The following is a 19,436-nucleotide window of genomic DNA, read 5'->3' on the forward strand; positions in this document are numbered from 1 at the left end:
AGGATCCGGTTCTGGACATGTGTCCAGTTTCGGAAAATAAGGAAATTTATGTTTCGTCAGTGGTTAGCGTTAGTGATTATCGTGCTGGTCTATATCCCGGTCGCGATTGACGCCACGGTGCTGCACGTCGCCGCGCCGACGCTGAGTATGACCCTGGATGCCAGCGGCAATGAACTGCTGTGGATCATTGATATTTACTCGCTGGTGATGGCCGGTATGGTGCTGCCGATGGGGGCGCTTGGGGATCGGATTGGCTTTAAGCGTTTGCTGATTCTGGGCAGTAGCCTGTTTGGGCTTTCGTCGCTGGCGGCGGCGTTTGCGCCGACGGCCGGGTGGCTGATTGCGGCGCGGGCGCTGCTGGCCATCGGTGCGGCAATGATTATTCCCGCCACGCTCGCCGGGATCCGCACGCTGTTTGCCGACGCGCGCCAGCGCAATATCGCTCTCGGCGTCTGGGCGGCGGTGGGCTCGGGCGGTGCGGCCTTTGGCCCGCTGATCGGCGGCATGCTGCTGGCGCACTTCTACTGGGGCGCGGTTTTTCTGATCAACGTCCCGATTGTGCTGCTGGTGGTCTCTCTGGCGGCGCGTTTTGTGCCTGCGCAGGAAGGGCGGCCCGAACAGCCGCTGAACATCACCCATGCCCTTATGCTGATCGTGGCGATTTTGCTGCTGGTCTTCAGCGCTAAAACCGCGCTGAAAGGGGCGCTTTCGCCGTGGCTGGTAGCGGTTACGCTCTTAACGGGCGGGATGATGCTGTTTGCTTTTGTGCGCATCCAGCTGCGCGCCCGCATGCCGATGATCGACATGCGGCTGTTCGGCCATCGCGTGATTTTAAGCGGCGTGGTGATGGCGATGACGGCGATGATCGCCCTGGTGGGCTTCGAACTGCTGATGGCCCAGGAGCTGCAGTTTGTCCACGGCTTCACGCCGTTTGAAGCGGGAATGTTTATGCTGCCGCTGATGGTGGCCAGCGGTTTCAGCGGGCCGATTGCCGGGGTGCTGGTAGGGCTTCTTGGGCTGCGGATCGTGGCGACCGGCGGCATGGGGTTAAGCGCGCTCAGCTTCACTGGCCTGTCGATGCTCGATTTCAGCACCCAGCAGTGGCAGGCCTGGAGCCTGATGGTGTTGCTGGGGTTTAGCGCGGCGAGCGCGCTGCTGGCGTCCACCTCGGCGATCATGGCCGCTGCGCCAAAAGAGAAAGCCGCCGCCGCAGGGGCGATTGAGACCATGTCCTATGAGCTGGGTGCGGGGCTGGGGATTGCGATTTTCGGCCTGCTGCTGACCCGCAGTTTTTCGGCATCGATTGAGCTGCCCCCGGGGCTGGATGCATCCCTTGCAGGACAGGCTTCATCTTCAATTGGCGAAGCGGTGAAAATCGCGCAGGATCTGCCGCCGACTCTGGCGGAATCAGTGATTGAGGCAGCGAAAACGGCGTTTATCACCTCTCACAGCTTGGCGCTGGGCAGTGCGGGCGGGATGCTGCTGGTGCTGGCGGTGGGGATCTGGTTTAGTCTGAAGAAGGTGTCGCAGCGGTAAAAAACGCCCGGCGGCGCTGCGCTTGCCGGGCCTGCAACTGCAAGAAAGGCATGAACCGTAGGCCGGATAAGCGAAGCGCATCCGGCAATATATTCATGCACGGGAGCCAACGCCCGGCGGCGCTGCGCTTGCCGGGCCTACAACTGCAAGCAAGGCACGAACCGTAGGCCGGATAAGCGCAGCGCATCCGGCAATGCTCTACAATTCCTGCGCCGCACTCAACACGCTGTGCAACAACACGTTTGCCCCTTTCTCGGACCACTCTGGCAGGATCTTTTCCGCTTCGTTATGGCTGATGCCTTTCACGCAGGGGATAAAGATCATGCTGGCCGGGGCGATTTTGCTTACGTAACAGGTATCGTGCCCGGCGCCGGAAACCATCGACTTCGAGGAATAGCCCAGCGCGGCCACGGCGTTTTCCGTGCGGGCAAGACAGGCCTCGTCAAATGCAATCGGCGCATAGTCGAAGATGCGCTCGACGTTGGCGCTGACGCCACGGGCAGAGAGATCCGCCGCCGCCTGATGCAGTGCTGCTTCCATCGCCTCCAGCGCTTCACTTTGCGGATGACGGAACTCGACGCTACACACCACCCGGGACGGAACGACGTTGCGCGAGTTGGGGGTCACGTTCGCCATGCCGATGGTCGCCCGGCCATCAGGGGTATGCTGATAGCCAATCTCTTCCACCTTCAACGCCAGCTCCGCAAAGGCGGTCAACGCATCGCGGCGGCTGTGCATCGGCGTGGTGCCGGCGTGAGCGGCAAAACCGTCGAGGGTGATGGTGAACCAGCGCTGACCCATCGCCGCACGCACCAGCCCGATATCAATGGCTTCATCTTCCAGAATCGGACCCTGTTCGATATGCAGCTCATAGCAGGCGTGGATCGGGAAGGCGCGGGCAGGGCGCTCGCCACGATAGCCGATGGCCTCAAGGGCATCGCGCACCGTGACCTTTTTGCTGTCCATCCTGGCGTAAGCAAACTCTTCGCTAAGCTGACCCGCCCAGACGCCAGAGGCGAGCATCGCCGGAGCAAAGCGCGCGCCCTCTTCGTTGGTCCAGTTCACCAGCACGATATCGCGCTCGGTTTCGACCTCACGATCGTTTAGGGTGCGCAGCAGCTCCAGTCCGGCCAGCACGCCGTAGATCCCGTCATAGTTGCCGCCGAGCGGCTGGGAGTCCACGTGCGAACCGGTCATCACCGGGGCAAGCGCCGGGTTTTTACCCGCGCGGCGGATAAACATATTGCCCATGCTGTCCACCTCGCAGGTAAAACCGGCCTCCAGCGCCCAGTCGCGCAGCAGGTTGCGGGCAATGCGGTCTTCGTCGCTCAACGCCAGACGGGTGACGCCGCCCGCGGGCGTGCCACCGATCTGCGCCATCATCTCCAGCGTCGACCACAGACGGTCTGCGTTAACGCGGATCATGCTTTGTCCCTGGTGCTGCGATAGCGGAAGTCGCAGCATGCGCCGCCCTGCATAATGGTGGTGGTGCGGGTCAGCTCCACGTCCGGGGCATAGCCGACGATAAATTTCTCGTCGCGGGCGCAGGAGAGCAGGTGGCCAATCTCGCCGAGGCCCATCTCGTGATACATCTCGGCATAGCGACAGCGGGTAACGTTGTAGTTGTACTGCTGGTCGTCGGCGTCGATCACCTTCACGTCGAGGGCGTTATCCTTCTCCCACAGATACTGCAGGGCGATAAAGCTCTTCACGTCCGCGCCGTCCGGCTCCTTGCTGGCAAACTCTTTCCCGGCGTTAATGGCGGCCTGCTCAATGGCCTCGCCAATCACTGCCTGGGCGCGGGTCTTACCGATCTCACGCACCAGAATCTCGTAAATTGGCTTAATAATTTCTGCTTCAATTTTGCGGCGGGCGAGAATGCCCAGCTCATTATTATCACTCATCACATTGCCTCACTGCGTTATTTAGCTTTTGCGCCGCCGAGCACGGTTTGCGGCTGCCATTTTCCATCGACCACTTTATAGACGGTGAACGACGGCGCTTTCAGGTTGCCCTGAGCGTCAAAGGCGATCTGCCCGGTGACGCCGGAGTAGCTGATGGCGCGCAGGGCAGGCAGGTACTCTGAAGGATCAACCGAGTCAGCTTTCTCCATTGCCGCCACCAGCACGCGGGTTGCGTCGTAGGCGAACGGAGCGTGGAGCTCGATATGGGTGTGGTAGCGGGACTGATACGCCTGCTCGAAGGTTTTGCCGCCCGGCATCTGATCCACCGGCAGGCCCGGCTCCAGCGCGACAACGCCTTCACCCTCTTTCTGCGCCAGCTGGAGGAAGGTCTGGCTGACAAAGCCGCCTGCGCCCATCAGGGTGGTGTTCATGCCCAGCTGCTTGATACGACGCGCCAGCGGTGCTGCCTGGCTGTCCACGCCGCCGAAGAAGATGAGGTCGGCGTTTTTGCTGCGAATGGCGGTCAATACGGCGCTAAAATCGACGGTCTTGTCGTCAACGTACTGACGGTCGACAATCTTCACGCCCTGCGCTTCCAGCGATTTAATAAACTCGTCCGCCAGACCCTGACCAAAGGCGGTACGGTCGTCGATCACCGCGATGCGTTTCGCTTTCAGGGTGTTGATGGCGTACTGCCCGGCAAACTGGCCGCCATCATCGTCGTGGCCCATCACGCGGAAGCTGGTGTCAAAGCCCTGTTTTGTATAGGCATGACCGGTGGCGACCGGCGCGACCTGGGCAATACCGGCATCGTGATAAACACGCGCCGCCGGAATGCTGGTCCCGGTGTTCCAGTGGCCGACCACGCCCGCTACGCCGCTGTCCACCAGGCGCTGCGCCACGGCCACGGCGGTGCGCGGATCCGATTGGTCATCTTCAGACTGCAGCTTGAAGGTCACCGCCTTGCCGCCGATGATCGGGTGCTGCTTGTTGATGTCGTCAATTGCCAGCTGCGCACCGTTCTCCAGATCTTTACCGATACGGGCAGACGGGCCGGTCAGCGGGCCCGCCAGGCCGATCACCACGGTTTCGCTATCGGCGGCCCAGGCCGCTGTTGAAGCAAACCCGCTGAGCAGAATGGCGGCGCTGAGCGCACTGATTTTTATGCTTTTCATTGTTTTTCCCTGATATTGGTTGGTGTGTTAAGCGGGCATTTCGCCCAAATAAATCTGTGCAATCTGGTCGTCTTCGAGCATCGCCTTGGACTCGCCGTGATGGACGATGCTGCCGCTGTCCATTACCCAGGCCTGGTCGGTCACCTCAAGCGCCAGCCGGGCGTTTTGCTCGATAAGCAACAAAGCCACGCCGCGCTCGCGCAGCCCGGCGATGACCGCAAATATGTTCTCGACCATTTTGGGCGCGAGGCCCATCGAAGGTTCATCGAGGATCAGCAGGCGTGGACGGCTGAGCAGGGCGCGGTTAAGGGCTAAGAGCTGTTGCTCCCCGCCGGAGAGCAGCCCGGCCAGCTGGTGCTGGCGTTCGCCCAGGCGCGGGAAGCGTACGAAAATCTCGTTCATCTCTTGCTTCACCGTGACAGTGTCACGCCGGAGCCAGGCCCCCATCTGCAGGTTTTCCAGTACCGTCATGCGGGCGAAGATGCCGCGTCCTTCCGGGACCATCACCAGCCCGTCGCGCAGCAGCGCTTCGGCTTTCTGCTTGCGTACCGGCTGGCCCTTAAATTCGATGTTGCCGCCAAAACGCTCCAGCCCGGTGATGGCCCGCACGGTGGAGCTTTTACCCGCGCCGTTCGCGCCAATCAGCGTGGCCTGTTCACCTTCGCGCAGGGTAAAGGAGACGTCCCGCACCGCCTGGATACCGCCGTAATGCACGTCCAGACGTTCCACTTTCAGTAATTCAGACATGGGCATTGCCTCCAAGCCAGGCGGCGATCACCGCCGGGTCGCGGCGCACGCTGTCCGGCGTGCCGCTGGCCAGGGTTTTGCCGTAATCCAGTACCGTCAGGCGATCGCAAATGCCCATCACCAGCTTGACGTCGTGTTCAATCATCAGCAGCGTTTTCCCGTCGTCACGAATGCGGGTCAGCAGTTCCCCCAGCGCGACTTTTTCTGCGGCGTTCATCCCGGCGGCGGGTTCATCCAGCGCCAGCAACAGCGGATCGGTGGCCAGGGCCCGGGCGATCTCCAGCCGACGCTGATGACCGTAGGCCAGGTCGCAGGCGCGGTAGTAGGCGAACTTTGCGATGCCGGTGTACTCCAGCCAGTGCCAGGCCTGCTCAAGCGTCTGCGCCTCTTCTTCCCGGGCGCGCTTGTGCCGACTCAGCGCCGCCCACAGCCCGTTGCGGGTGCGGACGTGGCGACCGACCATCACGTTCTCCAGTACCGACATCTCGTTAAACAGACGCACGTTCTGGAAGGTGCGGGCTATCCCTGCGGCGGTCACTTTCTCGATCTGCGTCGGGAAATAGGCTTTATCGGCAATGGCAAACTCCCCGCTGTCCGCCGGGTAGAGGCCGGTGATCAGGTTAAAGCAGGTAGTCTTGCCCGCGCCGTTAGGGCCGATCAGACCGTAGATCTCACCCTTATTAATGGAGAGCGAGACGTTGTCCACGGCGGTAAGGCCGCCAAAGCGTTTGGACATGTTGCGCACGGTTAACAGGCTCATGCTTTCATCTCCTTATGACGGACCGGCCAGATGCCCGACGGGCGAACCAGCATCACCAGAACCAGCGCCAGGCCGTAGAACAGCTGACGAAGGATCTCCGGGTCAATCAGCACCGAGCCAAACAGCGCCTGCTGAACCGGGGCCGCCTGGCTGCGCAGTAGTTCCGGCAGGGCGGTCAGCAGCACCGCGCCGAGGATCACGCCAGGGATATGGCCCATCCCGCCCAACACCACCATCGCCAGCACCGCGATGGACTCCTGCAGGATGAAGGACTCCGGGGAGACAAAGCCCTGGAAGGCACCAAACAGCGCGCCCGCCACGCCACCAAAGGAGGCGCCCATGGCAAAGGCCAGCAGCTTAAAGTTGCGCACGTTGATGCCCATCGCCGGGCGACGTCTTCATCTTCGCGGATGGCGTGCCAGGCCCGGCCAATGCGGGAGTGCTGCAGGCGCAGGCAGACGAAAATAATCCCCACAATCACCAGCATCAGCAGGTAGTACCACAGCCACAGGGCGGGCACCTTGAAGCCGAACCAGTGGTAAACGCCGCTGAACTTGAGGCCGAACAGGTTCAGGGTATCGACGCCGGTAATGCCTTTCGCGCCGTTGGTGATGTTCACCGGGCGGTCGAGGTTACGCATCAGAATGCGGATGATCTCCCCGAAGCCGAGGGTCACGATTGCCAGGTAATCGCCGCGCAGCTTCAGCGTCGGCGCACCCAGCAGAATGCCGCACACCGCCGCGACCAGCGCCGCGATGGGGATAATCAGCAGATAAGAGGTATGCAGCCCGTCCGGGAACCAGACGTTGAGGATCGGGAACACCTCCGCCAGATGCGGCGAGGCCAGCAGCGCCGCCAGATAGGCACCGACGGCGTAAAAGGCGATAAAGCCCATATCCAGCAGGCCGGTGTAGCCCACCACGATATTCAGCCCCAGCGCCAGCATGATGTAGAGCAGGGCGAAGTCGATCACCCGCACCCAGTAGTTGCCGCCCAGTTGGGTGGCGATAACCGGCGCAAGCAGCAGGGCAAGCACGAACAGCGTCATGCCGGACCAGAATTTACGGCTGGCCGCAGGCGTTTTGATTTCAATAGCAGTCATGATTTTCCCTTATGCCCTGTGCGCCACGCGCTCGCCCAGCAGGCCCGCCGGACGGAAGACCAGTACCAGAATCAGCACGATAAAGGCGAAGACGTCCTGGTAATTACTTCCGAACACGCCATGAGTCAGTTCGCCGAGATATCCGGCGCCCAGCGCTTCGATAATCCCGAGCAGGATCCCGCCAATCATCGCCCCGCGAATATTGCCGATGCCGCCGAGCACCGCCGCGGTAAAGGCTTTAATGCCGGGCAGGAAGCCCATCGAGAAGCTGGCGTTGCCGTAGTTGCTGGCCATCATCACCCCGGCGAGCGCGGCAAAAATACCGCCAATAGCGAAGGTGAGCGTGATGATGGCGTTCGGATTGACGCCCATCAGGGTGGCGACGCGCGGGTTTTCGGCCACCGCGCGCATGCCGCGTCCGAGGCGGGTGTACTCCACGAGCAGCCAGAGCGCGGTCATGACGATCAGGGCCAGCGCCACGGTGACGATGCCGGTAACGGTAATGATGGCGGGCGGATGCGCCTCGCTGCCCGCGGTGACGGCAATCGGGTCCATCGGCAGGATCTGCGGGAACATCAGCGGGTTACGCGTCCAGATCACCATCGCTACGGTTTGCAGAAGCACCGACACCCCAATCCCGGAGATCAGCGGCGCCAGACGCGGCGCGTTGCGCAGGCGACGATAGGCAAAGCGTTCAACGGCCATCGCCAGCAGGGCGCAGACCGCCATGGCGATCAGCAGCGCAAAGCCGAGCTGTAGCAGTTGAGGCATGGCCGGGAAATGGCTGTTCAGCACATTCAGCCCCGACAGGGTGGTCAGCGCGCCGACCATCAAAATATCGCCATGGGCGAAGTTAATAATGCGCAAGATGCCATACACCATGGTATAGCCCAGCGCGATCAGCGCGTAGATGCTGCCCAGCATCACGCCGTTGATCAGTTGTTGTATGAGTGTGTCCAACGTTATTACCCGACAAATTGCTCTTTTCAGCGGATAACATCTATTAATTGAATTAAATTGTGAAATACGCATATATTCTTTCTTATGACATCTGGAGCTTGCTTTATCTGATTGATTTTAAAGATGATGATAAATGGCTGATTCACCTGATTATCCACAACAGATCAACATATGAATAAAACAGAACAATCAATGGGTTTACCGGCCTTTGCCGAGAGCCGACTGGCGAACGATCCACCCCTGCGGGCGGTACGGGCTTTCGAGGCGATTGCCCGGCTGGGTAGCGTGACGCTTGCGGCGCAGGAGCTGGCGATATCGCCGTCGGCGGTGAGCCATCAGCTGAAGGTGCTGGAAGGGTACTTACAGATGCCGCTGACCGAGCGGCAGGGGCGCAGGCTGATCCTCAGCCAGCAGGGCCGGGACTATTACCGCTCGATCCGCGCGGCGTTTAACGTGCTGCGCCAGGCCACAGAGCATCTGGTGGAGCAGGTACAGACCCGCCAGGTCACTATCAGCCTGATCCCGCTGTTTGGGATGGGGTGGTTTATCCCGCGTCTGCCTGCCTTTATGCGCGCTAACCCGCAGACCGAGATTAATGTGGTTTACGCCAATCATCGCAACTATCTGAGCGACGCCTCGGACATGTCCATCCGCTTTGGCAACGGTCAGTGGGCGGGATACCAGAGCGAAAAGCTGATCTCCGGGCAGATGGTGCCGGTCTGTAGCCGGGCGTTTTTGCGCCTGCATGGCCATATCGACACCCCGGAACAACTGTTGCAGATGCCGCTGCTGCACGATGAGGAGCGTGTGACCTGGCAGCAGTGGTTTGTTCAGCAGGGGGTAAAACGCCCGCCGCGCCGCAGCGGCCCGATGTTCGAGGATGGGCTTTTAACCCTGGCGGGGGTTCAGGCAGGGCTGGGCTGCGCCCTGATGCGCGAGCCGCTGATCGCTCCATATCTGGAGAGCGGCGAGCTGGTGAAGATTTTCGATTTACCGATTGATGATGGCCGGGATTATTACCTGTGCGTGCGCCAGGACGGAGAGATGACCCAGGACGGGAAGTTGTTGCAGAGCTGGTTGAGGCGGGCGGCGGAGCAGGAATAGATACACCGTAATGTAGGCCGGGCAAGCGTATGCGCCGCCCGGCGTTGCCCCCTTGCCGGGTGGCGGCTTCGCCTTACCCGGCCTACGAAAGAGGGACCATTATCTGTGACCGGGAATGCCGGGGTAAAACGCCGGGTGGCGGCTTCGCCTTACCCGGCCTACGAAACTACGAAACCTGTAGGCCGGGCAAGCGCATGCGCCGCCCGGCGTTGCAGGCCGCAGAAACGTCAACCCACCCGCGACCTGGTCGCATACCAGCACAACAGCGACCCCGCACACACCAGCATCGCACCCTGCCAGAAACTAAACGACAGCGGGGCGTTGAGCAGCACGGCCGCCAGTGCTGCCGACAGCACCGGGGTAAAATAGGACGCCGCCGCCAGCAGCGTCACGTTGCCGTGTAAAATACCAATATTCCACGACGCATAACCAAACCCCAGCGCCACGCCGCACATCAGGAGTTTGATCACCACCGGCACGCTAAACACCATCTCGGGCTGATCGCTGAAGGCGTATTTCAGCCACAGGGTTAGCGCCGTCAGCAGCACAAACAGCGTGATCCCGTTCTGGCCGTTGGCGTATTTGCTGGTAACGGTGCAGTAGGCCGCCCAGATAAAGGCCCCCGCAAAGGCGAGGCCGTAACTCAGCGGGTTAGAGACTACGTTGCGGATAATATCCGCCGGGTTGAGCCCGTTTTCGCCGCCCAAAACCCAGCTGACGCCCAGCAGGGCGATAATCAGACCCGGGATCACCCACAGGGTCGATTTCTGGCCGTTGAATAAAATGGCAGACACGATGGTCAGGCTCGGCCAGAGATAATTTACCATTCCTACTTCAATCGCCTGGTGGCGGGTGGCAGCATAGCCTAACGACAGGGCGAGGCAGATCTCGTAGCTGACAAACAGCGCGCTGCCGGCAATCAGGTAGCGGGGCGAGAAACGACGCAGGTTGGGGAAGCCCACCGTTACCAGACAGAGTAATCCACTGAGCGTATAAATTGCCGCCGCGCCCCCGACCGGGCCTAACCCCTCGCTGACACCTCTGATCAGACCCACCATCGTGCTCCAGAGCACAATCGCGGCCAGACCGATCAGGGTGGCTCTTTTTCTGTCCATCATCTTTCCACTGGCTAAACATTTCAGGGGCAAATTTATAGCACTGTTTCAGTACCTTCCGCGAATTAATCTGCGCTGCAGTAACCCTTTAGCGTTAGTAAAAGCCGCCAGCGCTGACTATTAAGAGGGCGAAGATCGGCGATATTGATTTGCCGCAAAAAAACAGGGGCTTTGCTGTTAGTTTTCCGCCGGACTTCTCAATTTCTAACGAGGACAACGATGGACGTCAGTCGCAGACAGTTTTTTAAAATCTGCGCGGGCGGTATGGCCGGAACAACAGTCGCTGCTCTGGGGTTTGCCCCCAAAATGGCGCTGGCTCAGGCGCGCAACTATAAGTTGCTGCGTGCCAAAGAGATCCGTAACACCTGCACATACTGCTCCGTGGGATGCGGGCTATTGATGTATAGCCTGGGTGATGGCGCGAAGAACGCTAAAGAGTCGATTTACCATATTGAAGGCGACGCCGATCATCCGGTCAGCTGCGGGGCGTTATGCCCGAAAGGGGCCGGCCTGCTGGATTATGTCCACAGTGATAACCGTCTGCGTTACCCGGAATACCGCGCGCCGGGCTCCGACAAATGGCAGCGGCTCTCCTGGGATGAGGCCTTTACGCGCATCGCGAAGCTGATGAAAGCCGACCGAGACGCCAACTTCATCGAGACCAACGAGCAGGGCGTGACGGTGAACCGCTGGCTCTCAACCGGGATGCTGTGCGCTTCTGCGGCAAGTAATGAAACCGGCATGCTGACGCAAAAATTTGTGCGCTCACTCGGCATGCTGGCAGTAGACAACCAGGCGCGCGTCTGACACGGACCAACGGTAGCAAGTCTTGCTCCAACATTTGGTCGCGGTGCGATGACCAACCACTGGGTTGATATCAAAAACGCCAACGTCGTGGTGGTGATGGGCGGTAACGCCGCTGAGGCCCATCCGGTGGGATTCCGCTGGGCGATGGAAGCGAAAAACAACAACGATGCGACGCTCATCGTCGTCGATCCGCGCTTTACGCGTACGGCATCGGTGGCGGACATCTATGCGCCGATACGCTCCGGTACGGACATTACGTTCCTTTCCGGCGTGCTGCTGTACCTGATTGAAAACAATAAAATTAACGCCGAGTACGTTAAGCACTACACCAACGCTAACCTGCTGGTGCGGGAAGACTTTGCCTTTGATGACGGGCTGTTCAGCGGCTATGACGCCGAAAAACGCCAGTACGATAAGTCCTCCTGGAACTATCAGTTCGATGAGAACGGCTACGCGAAACGCGATGAAACCCTGACCGATCCGCGCTGCGTGTGGAACCTGCTGAAACAGCACGTCTCCCGCTATACGCCAGAGGTGGTGGAGAACATCTGCGGAACGCCAAAAGCCGACTTCCTGAAAGTGTGCGAAGTGCTGGCCTCCACCAGTGCCGCAGACCGGACCACCACGTTCCTTTATGCGCTGGGCTGGACGCAACACACCGTGGGTGCGCAGAACATCCGCACCATGGCGATGATCCAGCTTCTGCTCGGCAACATGGGTATGGCCGGTGGCGGGGTGAACGCCCTGCGCGGTCACTCGAACATTCAGGGGTTAACCGATCTGGGGCTGCTGTCGACCAGCCTGCCGGGCTATCTGACCCTGCCGTCGGAGAAACAGACCGATCTGCAAAGCTACCTGACGGCCAGTACGCCGAAAGCGACGCTGCCGGACCAGGTGAACTACTGGAGCAACTATCCGAAGTTCTTCGTCAGCCTGATGAAATCCTTCTATGGCGACGCGGCGCAGAAGGAGAACGACTGGGGCTTTAACTGGCTGCCGAAGTGGGATCAGTCTTACGACGTCATCAAGTATTTCAACATGATGGCGAAGGGCAAGGTAATGGGTTACATCTGCCAGGGCTTTAACCCGGTGGCGTCATTCCCGGATAAGAATAAGATTGTCGCCAGCCTGAGCAAGCTCAAGTACATGGTGGTGATCGACCCGCTGGTGACCGAAACCTCGACCTTCTGGCAGAACCACGGTGAGATGAACGACGTGGATCCCGCCTCGATTCAGACCGAAGTGTTCCGTCTGCCGTCGACCTGTTTCGCGGAAGAGGACGGCTCCATCGCCAACTCCGGCCGCTGGCTGCAGTGGCACTGGAAGGGGCAGGACGCGCCGGGTGAAGCGCGCAACGACGGCGAAATCCTCGCCGGGATCTTCCATCGCCTGCGCGAGATGTACCGCACCGAAGGCGGCAAAGGCGTCGAGCCGCTGCTGCGCATGAACTGGCACTACAAACAGCCGGATCACCCGGAGTCCGAAGAGGTGGCAAAAGAGAACAACGGCTGTGCACTGGCCGATCTCTACGACGCCAACGGCGTGCTGATTGCGAAGAAAGGCCAACTGCTGAGCAGCTTTGCCCATCTGCGTGATGACGGTACTACCGCGTCGTCGTGCTGGATCTACACCGGGAGCTGGACCGAACAGGGCAACCAGATGGCTAACCGCGACAATGCCGACCCGTCAGGGCTGGGCAATACGTTGGGCTGGGCCTGGGCGTGGCCGCTGAACCGTCGCGTGCTTTACAACCGCGCCTCGGCGGACGTCAACGGTAAGCCGTGGGATCCGAAACGGATGCTGATCCAGTGGAACGGCAGCAAGTGGACCGGGAACGATATTCCGGACTACAACACCGCCGCGCCGGGCAGCAACACCGGGCCGTTTATCATGCAGCCGGAAGGGCTGGGACGTCTGTTCGCCATCGACAAGCTGGCGGAAGGGCCGTTCCCGGAACACTACGAGCCGATGGAAACGCCGCTCGGGACTAACCCGCTGCACCCGAACGTAGTCTCAAGTCCGGTAGTACGTGTGTACCAGGAAGACGCTGTGCGCATGGGTAAGAAAGATAAATTCCCGTACGTCGGCACCACCTATCGCCTGACCGAGCATTTCCACACCTGGACCAAGCATGCGCGACTGAACTCCATCGCCCAGCCGGAGCAGTTTGTGGAGATAAGCGAAACCCTGGCGCAGGCCAAAGGCATTGCCAACGGCGATCGCGTTAAGGTCAGCAGCCAGCGTGGATTTATTCGCGCCGTGGCGGTGGTGACCCGTCGCCTGCAGGCCCTGAACGTTCACGGCCAGCAGGTGGAAACCGTCGGTATTCCGCTGCACTGGGGCTTTGAAGGGGTGGCGCAGAAGGGCTATATCGCCAACACCCTGACGCCTGCGGTCGGGGATTCCAACTCGCAAACGCCGGAGTACAAGGCGTTCCTGGTCAACATCGAGAAAGCCTGAGGAGCGAAAACATGTCGATGGAAACACAAGACGTCATCAAACGCTCCGCCACCAACGGCTTTACCCCCGCGCCTCGTGCGCGGGATTACAAAGCGGAAGTGGCAAAGCTTATCGATGTCTCCTCCTGCGTGGGCTGTAAAGCCTGCCAGGTGGCCTGTTCCGAGTGGAATGATATCCGCGACGAGGTGGGGCATTGCGTCGGTGTTTACGATAACCCGGCCGATCTGAGCGCCAAATCCTGGACGGTGATGCGTTTTAGCGAAACCGAGCAGAACGGCAAGCTGGAGTGGCTGATCCGCAAAGATGGCTGTATGCACTGCGAGGACCCGGGCTGTCTGAAAGCCTGTCCGTCCGCCGGGGCGATCATTCAGTACGCCAACGGCATCGTGGATTTCCAGCAGGATAACTGCATCGGCTGTGGGTACTGCATCGCCGGGTGTCCGTTCAACGTGCCGCGCCTCAGCAAAGAGGATAACCGGGTTTACAAATGCACCCTGTGCGTGGATCGCGTCAGCGTCGGTCAGGAGCCGGCCTGCGTGAAAACCTGTCCGACCGGGGCCATTCACTTCGGTACCAAGAAAGAGATGCTGGAAGTGGCGCAGCAGCGCGTCGACAAGCTGAAAGCGCGCGGCTATGCCAGTGCGGGGGTTTATAACCCGCAGGGCGTGGGCGGGACGCACGTGATGTATGTCCTGCACCATCTCGACCAGCCGGAGCTGTATCACAATTTGCCGAAGGATCCGGCTATCGATACCTCCATCAACCTGTGGAAAGGGGCGCTGAAACCGCTCTCGGCGGCGGGCTTTATCGCCACCTTTGCCGGGCTTATTTATCACTACATTGGGATTGGGCCGAACAAAGAGGTGGATGACGATGAGGAGGAGCACCATGAGTAAGTCGAAGATGATTGTGCGCACGAAGTTTATCGACCGCGCCTGTCACTGGACGGTGGTGATCTGCTTCTTCCTGGTGTCGCTGTCGGGGATTTCGTTCTTTTTCCCGACCCTGCAGTGGCTGACGGAGACTTTCGGCACCCCGCAGATGGGACGTATTCTGCATCCGTTCTTTGGCGTGCTGATCTTCGTGGCGCTGATGTTTATGTTTGTGCGTTTTGTGCATCACAACATTCCCGATAAACAGGATATTCCCTGGGTGAAGGGCATTGTTGAAGTGCTGAAGGGCAACGAGCATAAAGTCGCCAGAGTCGGTAAATACAACGCCGGGCAGAAGATGATGTTCTGGACCATCATGAGCATGATCTTTGTGCTGCTGGTGACCGGGGTGATTATCTGGCGCCCGTACTTTGCGCAGTACTTCCCGATGCAGGTGGTGCGCTACAGCCTGCTGATCCACGCCACGTCGGCCATTATCTTGATCCACGCCATTCTTATTCATATGTATATGGCTTTCTGGGTTAAGGGCTCGATTAAAGGGATGATCGAAGGGAAGGTGAGCCGCCGCTGGGCGCAGAAACACCATCCCCGCTGGTACCGGGACGTAGAGCGTATGGAAGCGCAGAAAGAGAGTCGTGAAGGAATGAAGTAATCCCATCGCCTGCTGTGCCCGGCGGCGCTGCGCTTGCGCGGCCCTACGGGTCAGGTTCCCCCGCTCCGGGCTGTGGTTCGGAGCGGGTTTTATGGGAGGTCAGGTGTTGGTGATTAAGGCATCAATGGCAGCAACAACCCGGGTTCTCGCACTCTGCATGTTAGTCACATAATATTTACTGGTAAGTTTCTTTTTCTCAACGCTGGTAATACCAGGCGTATTAATGAATAGCGTCAGGAAATCGATATTAATGACGGCAGAAGCCGGATTAATATGTCCTGAAAGATTATTCCTGTAACTTAATGGCAGAATTAAACGGGTTGACAGGTCATCGTAATAATCATGCTGAATCACCATCAGATAAGGGTGTAATTCACTGGTTCTGGCCGAAGGATTACGGTAAACGTCAAACTGGAAGCACATTAGATCCCTCCGAAAAAAGGATCGTCAGATAGCAACCCTGCTTTCGCGACAAACTCATTCATAGCTCGCATGAATTCCTTATCGCGTTTCCGTTGTTCGATTCGTTCCTCCGGGGTCAATGCCGGGCGCGGCGTGACGCCGGTTAAGTGTTCTTTAACGGCGGTTTTTTGCGGTGCATCCACTTTCATTGTTATTGTCTCCTCTGTTGGTGCAGCCATTATCAATCGCCAACAATTTAAAACAATACTGTTTCGCCTGGTAATTTAAAAAATGCGAGGCGGCGTCCAGACAAATGCAACGTTCTGAAAATTGGAATAATAAGTGTGAATATCCCTCCCGATGTTTTACCGGGAGGTTATATTCAAAACTTCTCTTTAATATAACGGAACGGATAAGCCGTTGGTTTAATTTTGCCGATTTTGCGCTTAGGTAATTTAACCTCTTCTTCCGGTAGGTCTTTATACGGAATTTGCGACAGCAGGTGCGAGATAATATTCAGCCGCACGCGCTTTTTATCTTCCGAGCGGGCGACGAACCACGGAGCCCAGGCGGTGTCGGTGGCGGCGAACATGGCATCTCGCGCTTCGGTGTACTCATCCCATTTCGTGAAGGATTTGATATCCATCGGGGAGAGCTTCCAGGTTTTGCGCCCGTCGTTGATGCGGTCGCGCAGGCGGCGCTCCTGCTCTTTCGGCGTCACTTCCAGCCAGTATTTGATCAGAATAATGCCCGCATCGACCATCGCCCGTTCGATGATAGGGGCTCCGTCGAGGAACTTTTCAACCTGCTCTTCGGTACAGAACCCCATTACGCGTTCCACGCCCGCGCGGTTGTACCAGCTGCGGTCGAAAATGACGATTTCTCCTGCTGAAGGCAGGTGCGGCACGTAGCGCTGGAAATAGAGCTGGCTTTTCTCTTTTTCGGTTGGGGCTGGCAGCGCCACCACCCGGAATACGCGCGGGCTGACGCGTTCGGTCAGAGCCTTAATCGTGCCGCCTTTGCCCGCGCCGTCGCGACCTTCAAAAACGATACAGACCTTCAGGCCTTTACTGACCACCCACCGCTGAAGCTTAACCAGCTCCACATGCAGGCGATGCAGCTCTTTTTCATACTCCGTGCGTTTAAGAGGGGCGGGAGGCGTGGTCGTCGCAACGGTTTTGCTCTTCTTTTTATCTGCCATGATGCGTTCCTTTCTGGGATTCAACCGGGACGGTGTGACATAACACTTTGAAGTGTAATCAGGGCTGGGCGGAGTGGTGGAAAATATTCACACTCCACCCGAAATAATGGATGAAGCTGCCAGGGAGGTGATTTGAACTGGCTCACCATACAAGATTGTTCAATAATGGCTGTCGCAATTTTTTAACAAGTGGTTGTGGTATGAAAAAGACGGTCTTTTCGTTAGCACTTGGTACCTTCGGTCTGGGGATGGCCGAGTTTGGCATTATGGGCGTACTCACCGAGCTGGCGCGGGACGTGGGGATCTCCATTCCTTCGGCCGGAAATATGATTTCGTTTTACGCTTTTGGGGTGGTGATTGGCGCGCCGATTATCGCGATCTTTTCCAGCAAGTTCTCGCTGAAAACCATTCTGCTGTTCCTGTTGACGCTTTGTCTTATCGGCAATGCGATTTTCACTTTTTCAACTTCGTACACCATGCTGGCGATTGGACGGCTGGTCTCGGGCTTTCCGCACGGCGCGTTCTTCGGTGTCGGCACCATTATTCTTTCCCGCATTGTGCCGCCGGGCAAAGTGACCCTGGCGGTGGCGGGGATGATCGCCGGGATGACGGTGGCCAATCTGGCGGGCGTGCCGCTGGGCACCTGGCTTGGACACCAGTTCAGCTGGCGCTATACCTTCTTCCTGATCGCTGCGTTTAACCTGCTGGTGCTGCTCTCTGTCGTCCTGTGGGTGCCGCAGACGTTCGACAAATCGCAGACCCGCCTGAGTGAACAGTTTCACTTTCTGAAAAAGCCTGAGCCCTGGTTCATCTTTGCCGCCACCATGTTCGGTAACGCCGGGGTCTTTGCGTGGTTCAGCTTCGTGAAGCCGTTTATGCTCAACGTGTCCGGCTTTTCCGAAGGGATGATGACCGCGATCATGATGCTGATGGGCCTTGGCATGGTGCTGGGAAACCTGTTCAGCGGCAAGCTGTCCGGGCGCTACAGTCCGCTGCGGATTGCGGCGATGACCGACCTGGTGATTGTGCTCTCCCTGTTGCTGCTGTTTGCCTTTGGCGATCTGCCTGCGGCCTCGCTGGGGATGGGCTTTATCTGCTGTGCCGGGCTGTTCGCGCTGTCGGCACCGCTGCAGATCCTGCTGCTGCAAAATGCGCAGGGCGGGGAGATGCTTGGCGCGGCAGGCGGTCAGGTGGCGTTTAACCTCGGTAGCGCCATTGGAGCGTACTTTGGCGGGATGATGATTACCCTCGGCTTCAGCTGGAGTTACGTGACGTTACCGGCGGCGCTGCTGTCGTTTCTGGCGATGTCGTCATTGTTGGTTTATGGGTATTTGAAAGCCCGGCGGTCGGGAGACTCTGCGCAGGCGTTAGCCTGAGCACGCCAATCGCCCGGCGGCGCTGCGCTTGCACGGGCCTACGGGTTTGGTAGGCCGGGTAAGCGTAGCGCCACCCGGCAAAAATGCGGGCACAACATGATCCGTCACGTAGGCCGGGTAAGCGTAGCGCCACCCGGCATAAACCCCCTCACGGAAGCGACGGCTCCCCCAGGGTTAACATCAGGCGGTTAGCCCAGGCAAAGAACGCTGCGGACTGCACCAGGTCCAGCTGGGCCAGGGTATCCAGCCCCTCGCGTTCCAGCCCGGCGAGATGCCCAGGCGTCACCGCGGGCGGCGTCACCGAGAGAGCGGCCGCAAAATCAATGCCTGCCTGCCAGCGCGGCGTTTGTCCGGCGCTCAGCGACTCCCCGGGCTGCACCGCCAGCAGCGTTTCCACCGCATCATTATCCTTAGAAAGCTGGCTGGCTTTACGCGCATGGACAGAGGCGCAGTAAATACAGCCGTTGATCTTGCTGGTGACCGCGGCGGCCAGCTCCCGCTCGGCGCGTGACAGCCCGCCTGACGTATAGAAAATCCCTTTATCCGTAAGCGTGCGCTGCTCCAGCACCGGCAGATTGCGCCCCAGCAGGCGGAAATAGTCGGAATCGGTATGGCCGAATTTCGCCAGGATCGCCTGCTCCTCGGCGCTAAATTCCGCCAGCGGTTTTGGCGCCAGCCACGGCTCCCAGCCCAGCTCCAGCTGGGTGAACTGCACCGGCGCCGCTTTGCCGTTTTTCGTCAGCGGCACGGTGTGCCAGTGGCCCGCCACCACGGGGGCGTCGCTTGCCGCCACCGGTTTGTCATTGAGCAGACGTAACCCTACGATCAGGCGGCTCTGGAAGCTGACAAAGGCGATCAGCTGCGCCAGGGTGACTATCCCTTCTTTGCTCCAGCCTGCCAGGGTCAGGGCGTTGATCGCCCCCGGCGTCGCCTGGACCGGCGAGAAGGTGAGCAGACGAGCAAAGGTCAGGGCGGGCGTCAGGCGCACCGAGGTGGGATCCGCCAGCCCAAACCCGGCGTAATGGGCTGCCAGCGCGTCGGCGTTGTGCCATTTTGCCACTTTTGCCGCCACGGCAAAGCGCTCGTCCAGCGCGAAGTCGGCGTCCTGCTGACTGAATAACGTTTCGAAGCTCCCCTGAGCGTGACGCGTTGCCGCATCCCGGGTCTGTCGCGCCTGTTCCAGTGGGGAACCGGGGGCAATCTCCGCCAGTTCGGCGAGAATATCCTGACTTAATGCCATGG

17 protein-coding genes and 1 pseudogene are annotated in these 19,436 nt (G+C 59.3%); 6 read left to right on the forward strand and 12 right to left on the reverse strand.

The window, feature by feature from the left end:
- Positions 1–48: 48 nt before the first annotated feature.
- Positions 49–1,536 carry an MFS transporter gene (locus K5I40_RS05635; RefSeq protein ID WP_223074005.1) on the forward strand — a complete coding sequence of 496 codons (1,488 nt, stop codon included), beginning with the start codon at positions 49–51 and terminating at the stop codon, positions 1,534–1,536.
- 198 nt (positions 1,537–1,734) lie between these two features.
- Here the strand turns inward: K5I40_RS05635 and K5I40_RS05640 are convergent, their stop codons facing one another.
- From K5I40_RS05640 to K5I40_RS05670, 7 genes and pseudogenes are all read right to left on the reverse strand, one after another.
- Complete coding sequence (locus tag K5I40_RS05640; RefSeq protein ID WP_223074006.1) at positions 1,735–2,961, reverse strand: Zn-dependent hydrolase; 1,227 nt, start codon at positions 2,959–2,961, stop codon at positions 1,735–1,737.
- Entirely contained in the window at positions 2,958–3,440 is a 483-nt protein-coding gene (locus K5I40_RS05645) for an L-2-amino-thiazoline-4-carboxylic acid hydrolase (RefSeq protein ID WP_039028719.1), read from the reverse strand. The genes K5I40_RS05640 and K5I40_RS05645 overlap by 4 nt, the downstream gene beginning before the upstream one ends.
- 17 nt (positions 3,441–3,457) lie before the next feature.
- A complete protein-coding gene (locus K5I40_RS05650) occupies positions 3,458–4,615 on the reverse strand; it encodes a branched-chain amino acid ABC transporter substrate-binding protein (protein ID WP_223074007.1) in 1,158 nt (385 codons plus the stop codon).
- 27 nt (positions 4,616–4,642) lie between these two features.
- Entirely contained in the window at positions 4,643–5,362 is a 720-nt protein-coding gene (locus tag K5I40_RS05655; RefSeq protein WP_223074008.1) for an ABC transporter ATP-binding protein, read from the reverse strand.
- Positions 5,355–6,122, reverse strand: coding sequence for an ABC transporter ATP-binding protein (locus tag K5I40_RS05660; RefSeq protein ID WP_223074009.1), 768 nt, complete (start codon positions 6,120–6,122; stop codon positions 5,355–5,357). Before K5I40_RS05660 ends, K5I40_RS05655 begins: the two co-directional genes overlap by 8 nt.
- Positions 6,119–7,224, reverse strand: a pseudogene (locus K5I40_RS05665) (branched-chain amino acid ABC transporter permease). The gene K5I40_RS05660 and the pseudogene K5I40_RS05665 overlap by 4 nt, the downstream one beginning before the upstream one ends.
- Positions 7,225–7,233: 9 nt before the next feature.
- On the reverse strand, positions 7,234–8,184 hold the full coding sequence (locus K5I40_RS05670; RefSeq protein WP_039028724.1) for a branched-chain amino acid ABC transporter permease: 951 nt from the start codon (positions 8,182–8,184) through the stop codon (positions 7,234–7,236).
- Between the two features lie 171 nt (positions 8,185–8,355).
- Here K5I40_RS05670 and K5I40_RS05675 point away from each other — a divergent pair, with 171 nt between their 5' ends.
- Positions 8,356–9,288, forward strand: a complete 933-nt coding sequence (locus K5I40_RS05675; RefSeq protein WP_223074010.1) for a LysR substrate-binding domain-containing protein — start codon at positions 8,356–8,358, stop codon at positions 9,286–9,288.
- A 227-nt stretch (positions 9,289–9,515) separates the two neighbouring features.
- On the opposite strand, the gene yddG is transcribed toward K5I40_RS05675, so the two are convergent.
- Positions 9,516–10,403, reverse strand: a complete 888-nt coding sequence (gene yddG / locus K5I40_RS05680; protein WP_223074011.1) for an aromatic amino acid DMT transporter YddG — start codon at positions 10,401–10,403, stop codon at positions 9,516–9,518.
- 219 nt (positions 10,404–10,622) lie between these two features.
- Between yddG and fdnG the strand changes: the two genes are divergently transcribed.
- From fdnG to fdnI, 3 genes are read left to right on the forward strand one after another with little or no spacing between them, the layout of a single operon-like run.
- Positions 10,623–13,670: a formate dehydrogenase-N subunit alpha gene (gene fdnG, locus K5I40_RS05685; RefSeq protein ID WP_223074012.1), complete on the forward strand. Its 3,048-nt coding sequence runs from the start codon at positions 10,623–10,625 to the stop codon at positions 13,668–13,670.
- An 11-nt stretch (positions 13,671–13,681) separates the two neighbouring features.
- Positions 13,682–14,566 (forward strand): formate dehydrogenase subunit beta, encoded by an 885-nt coding sequence (gene fdxH / locus K5I40_RS05690; RefSeq protein ID WP_138368982.1) that lies wholly within the window; start codon positions 13,682–13,684, stop codon positions 14,564–14,566.
- Positions 14,559–15,215, forward strand: a complete 657-nt coding sequence (gene fdnI / locus K5I40_RS05695) for a formate dehydrogenase-N subunit gamma (RefSeq protein WP_039028730.1) — start codon at positions 14,559–14,561, stop codon at positions 15,213–15,215. The genes fdxH and fdnI overlap by 8 nt, the downstream gene beginning before the upstream one ends.
- Before the next feature lie 99 nt (positions 15,216–15,314).
- On the opposite strand, the gene K5I40_RS05700 is transcribed toward fdnI, so the two are convergent.
- The 3 genes from K5I40_RS05700 to ppk2 form a co-directional block, all read right to left on the reverse strand.
- Positions 15,315–15,638, reverse strand: a complete 324-nt coding sequence (locus tag K5I40_RS05700) for a CcdB family protein (protein ID WP_039028731.1) — start codon at positions 15,636–15,638, stop codon at positions 15,315–15,317.
- A complete protein-coding gene (locus tag K5I40_RS05705) occupies positions 15,638–15,826 on the reverse strand; it encodes a hypothetical protein (RefSeq protein ID WP_039028732.1) in 189 nt (62 codons plus the stop codon). The genes K5I40_RS05700 and K5I40_RS05705 overlap by 1 nt, the downstream gene beginning before the upstream one ends.
- A gap of 173 nt (positions 15,827–15,999) precedes the next feature.
- A complete protein-coding gene (gene ppk2, locus K5I40_RS05710; protein WP_039028733.1) occupies positions 16,000–16,818 on the reverse strand; it encodes a polyphosphate kinase 2 in 819 nt (272 codons plus the stop codon).
- Positions 16,819–17,018: 200 nt separating this feature from the next.
- On the opposite strand from ppk2, the gene araJ reads away from it, so the two are divergent.
- Positions 17,019–18,194 (forward strand): MFS transporter AraJ, encoded by a 1,176-nt coding sequence (gene araJ / locus K5I40_RS05715; protein ID WP_223074013.1) that lies wholly within the window; start codon positions 17,019–17,021, stop codon positions 18,192–18,194.
- Between the two features lie 148 nt (positions 18,195–18,342).
- Here araJ and K5I40_RS05720 read toward each other — a convergent pair whose 3' ends face one another.
- Positions 18,343–19,434, reverse strand: coding sequence for an alkylhydroperoxidase domain protein (locus K5I40_RS05720; protein ID WP_223074014.1), 1,092 nt, complete (start codon positions 19,432–19,434; stop codon positions 18,343–18,345).
- Positions 19,435–19,436 lie beyond the last annotated feature (2 nt).

Source organism: Leclercia sp. LTM14 (assembly GCF_023736175.1).
In the GTDB taxonomy this organism is placed as follows: domain Bacteria; phylum Pseudomonadota; class Gammaproteobacteria; order Enterobacterales; family Enterobacteriaceae; genus Enterobacter; species Enterobacter barmai.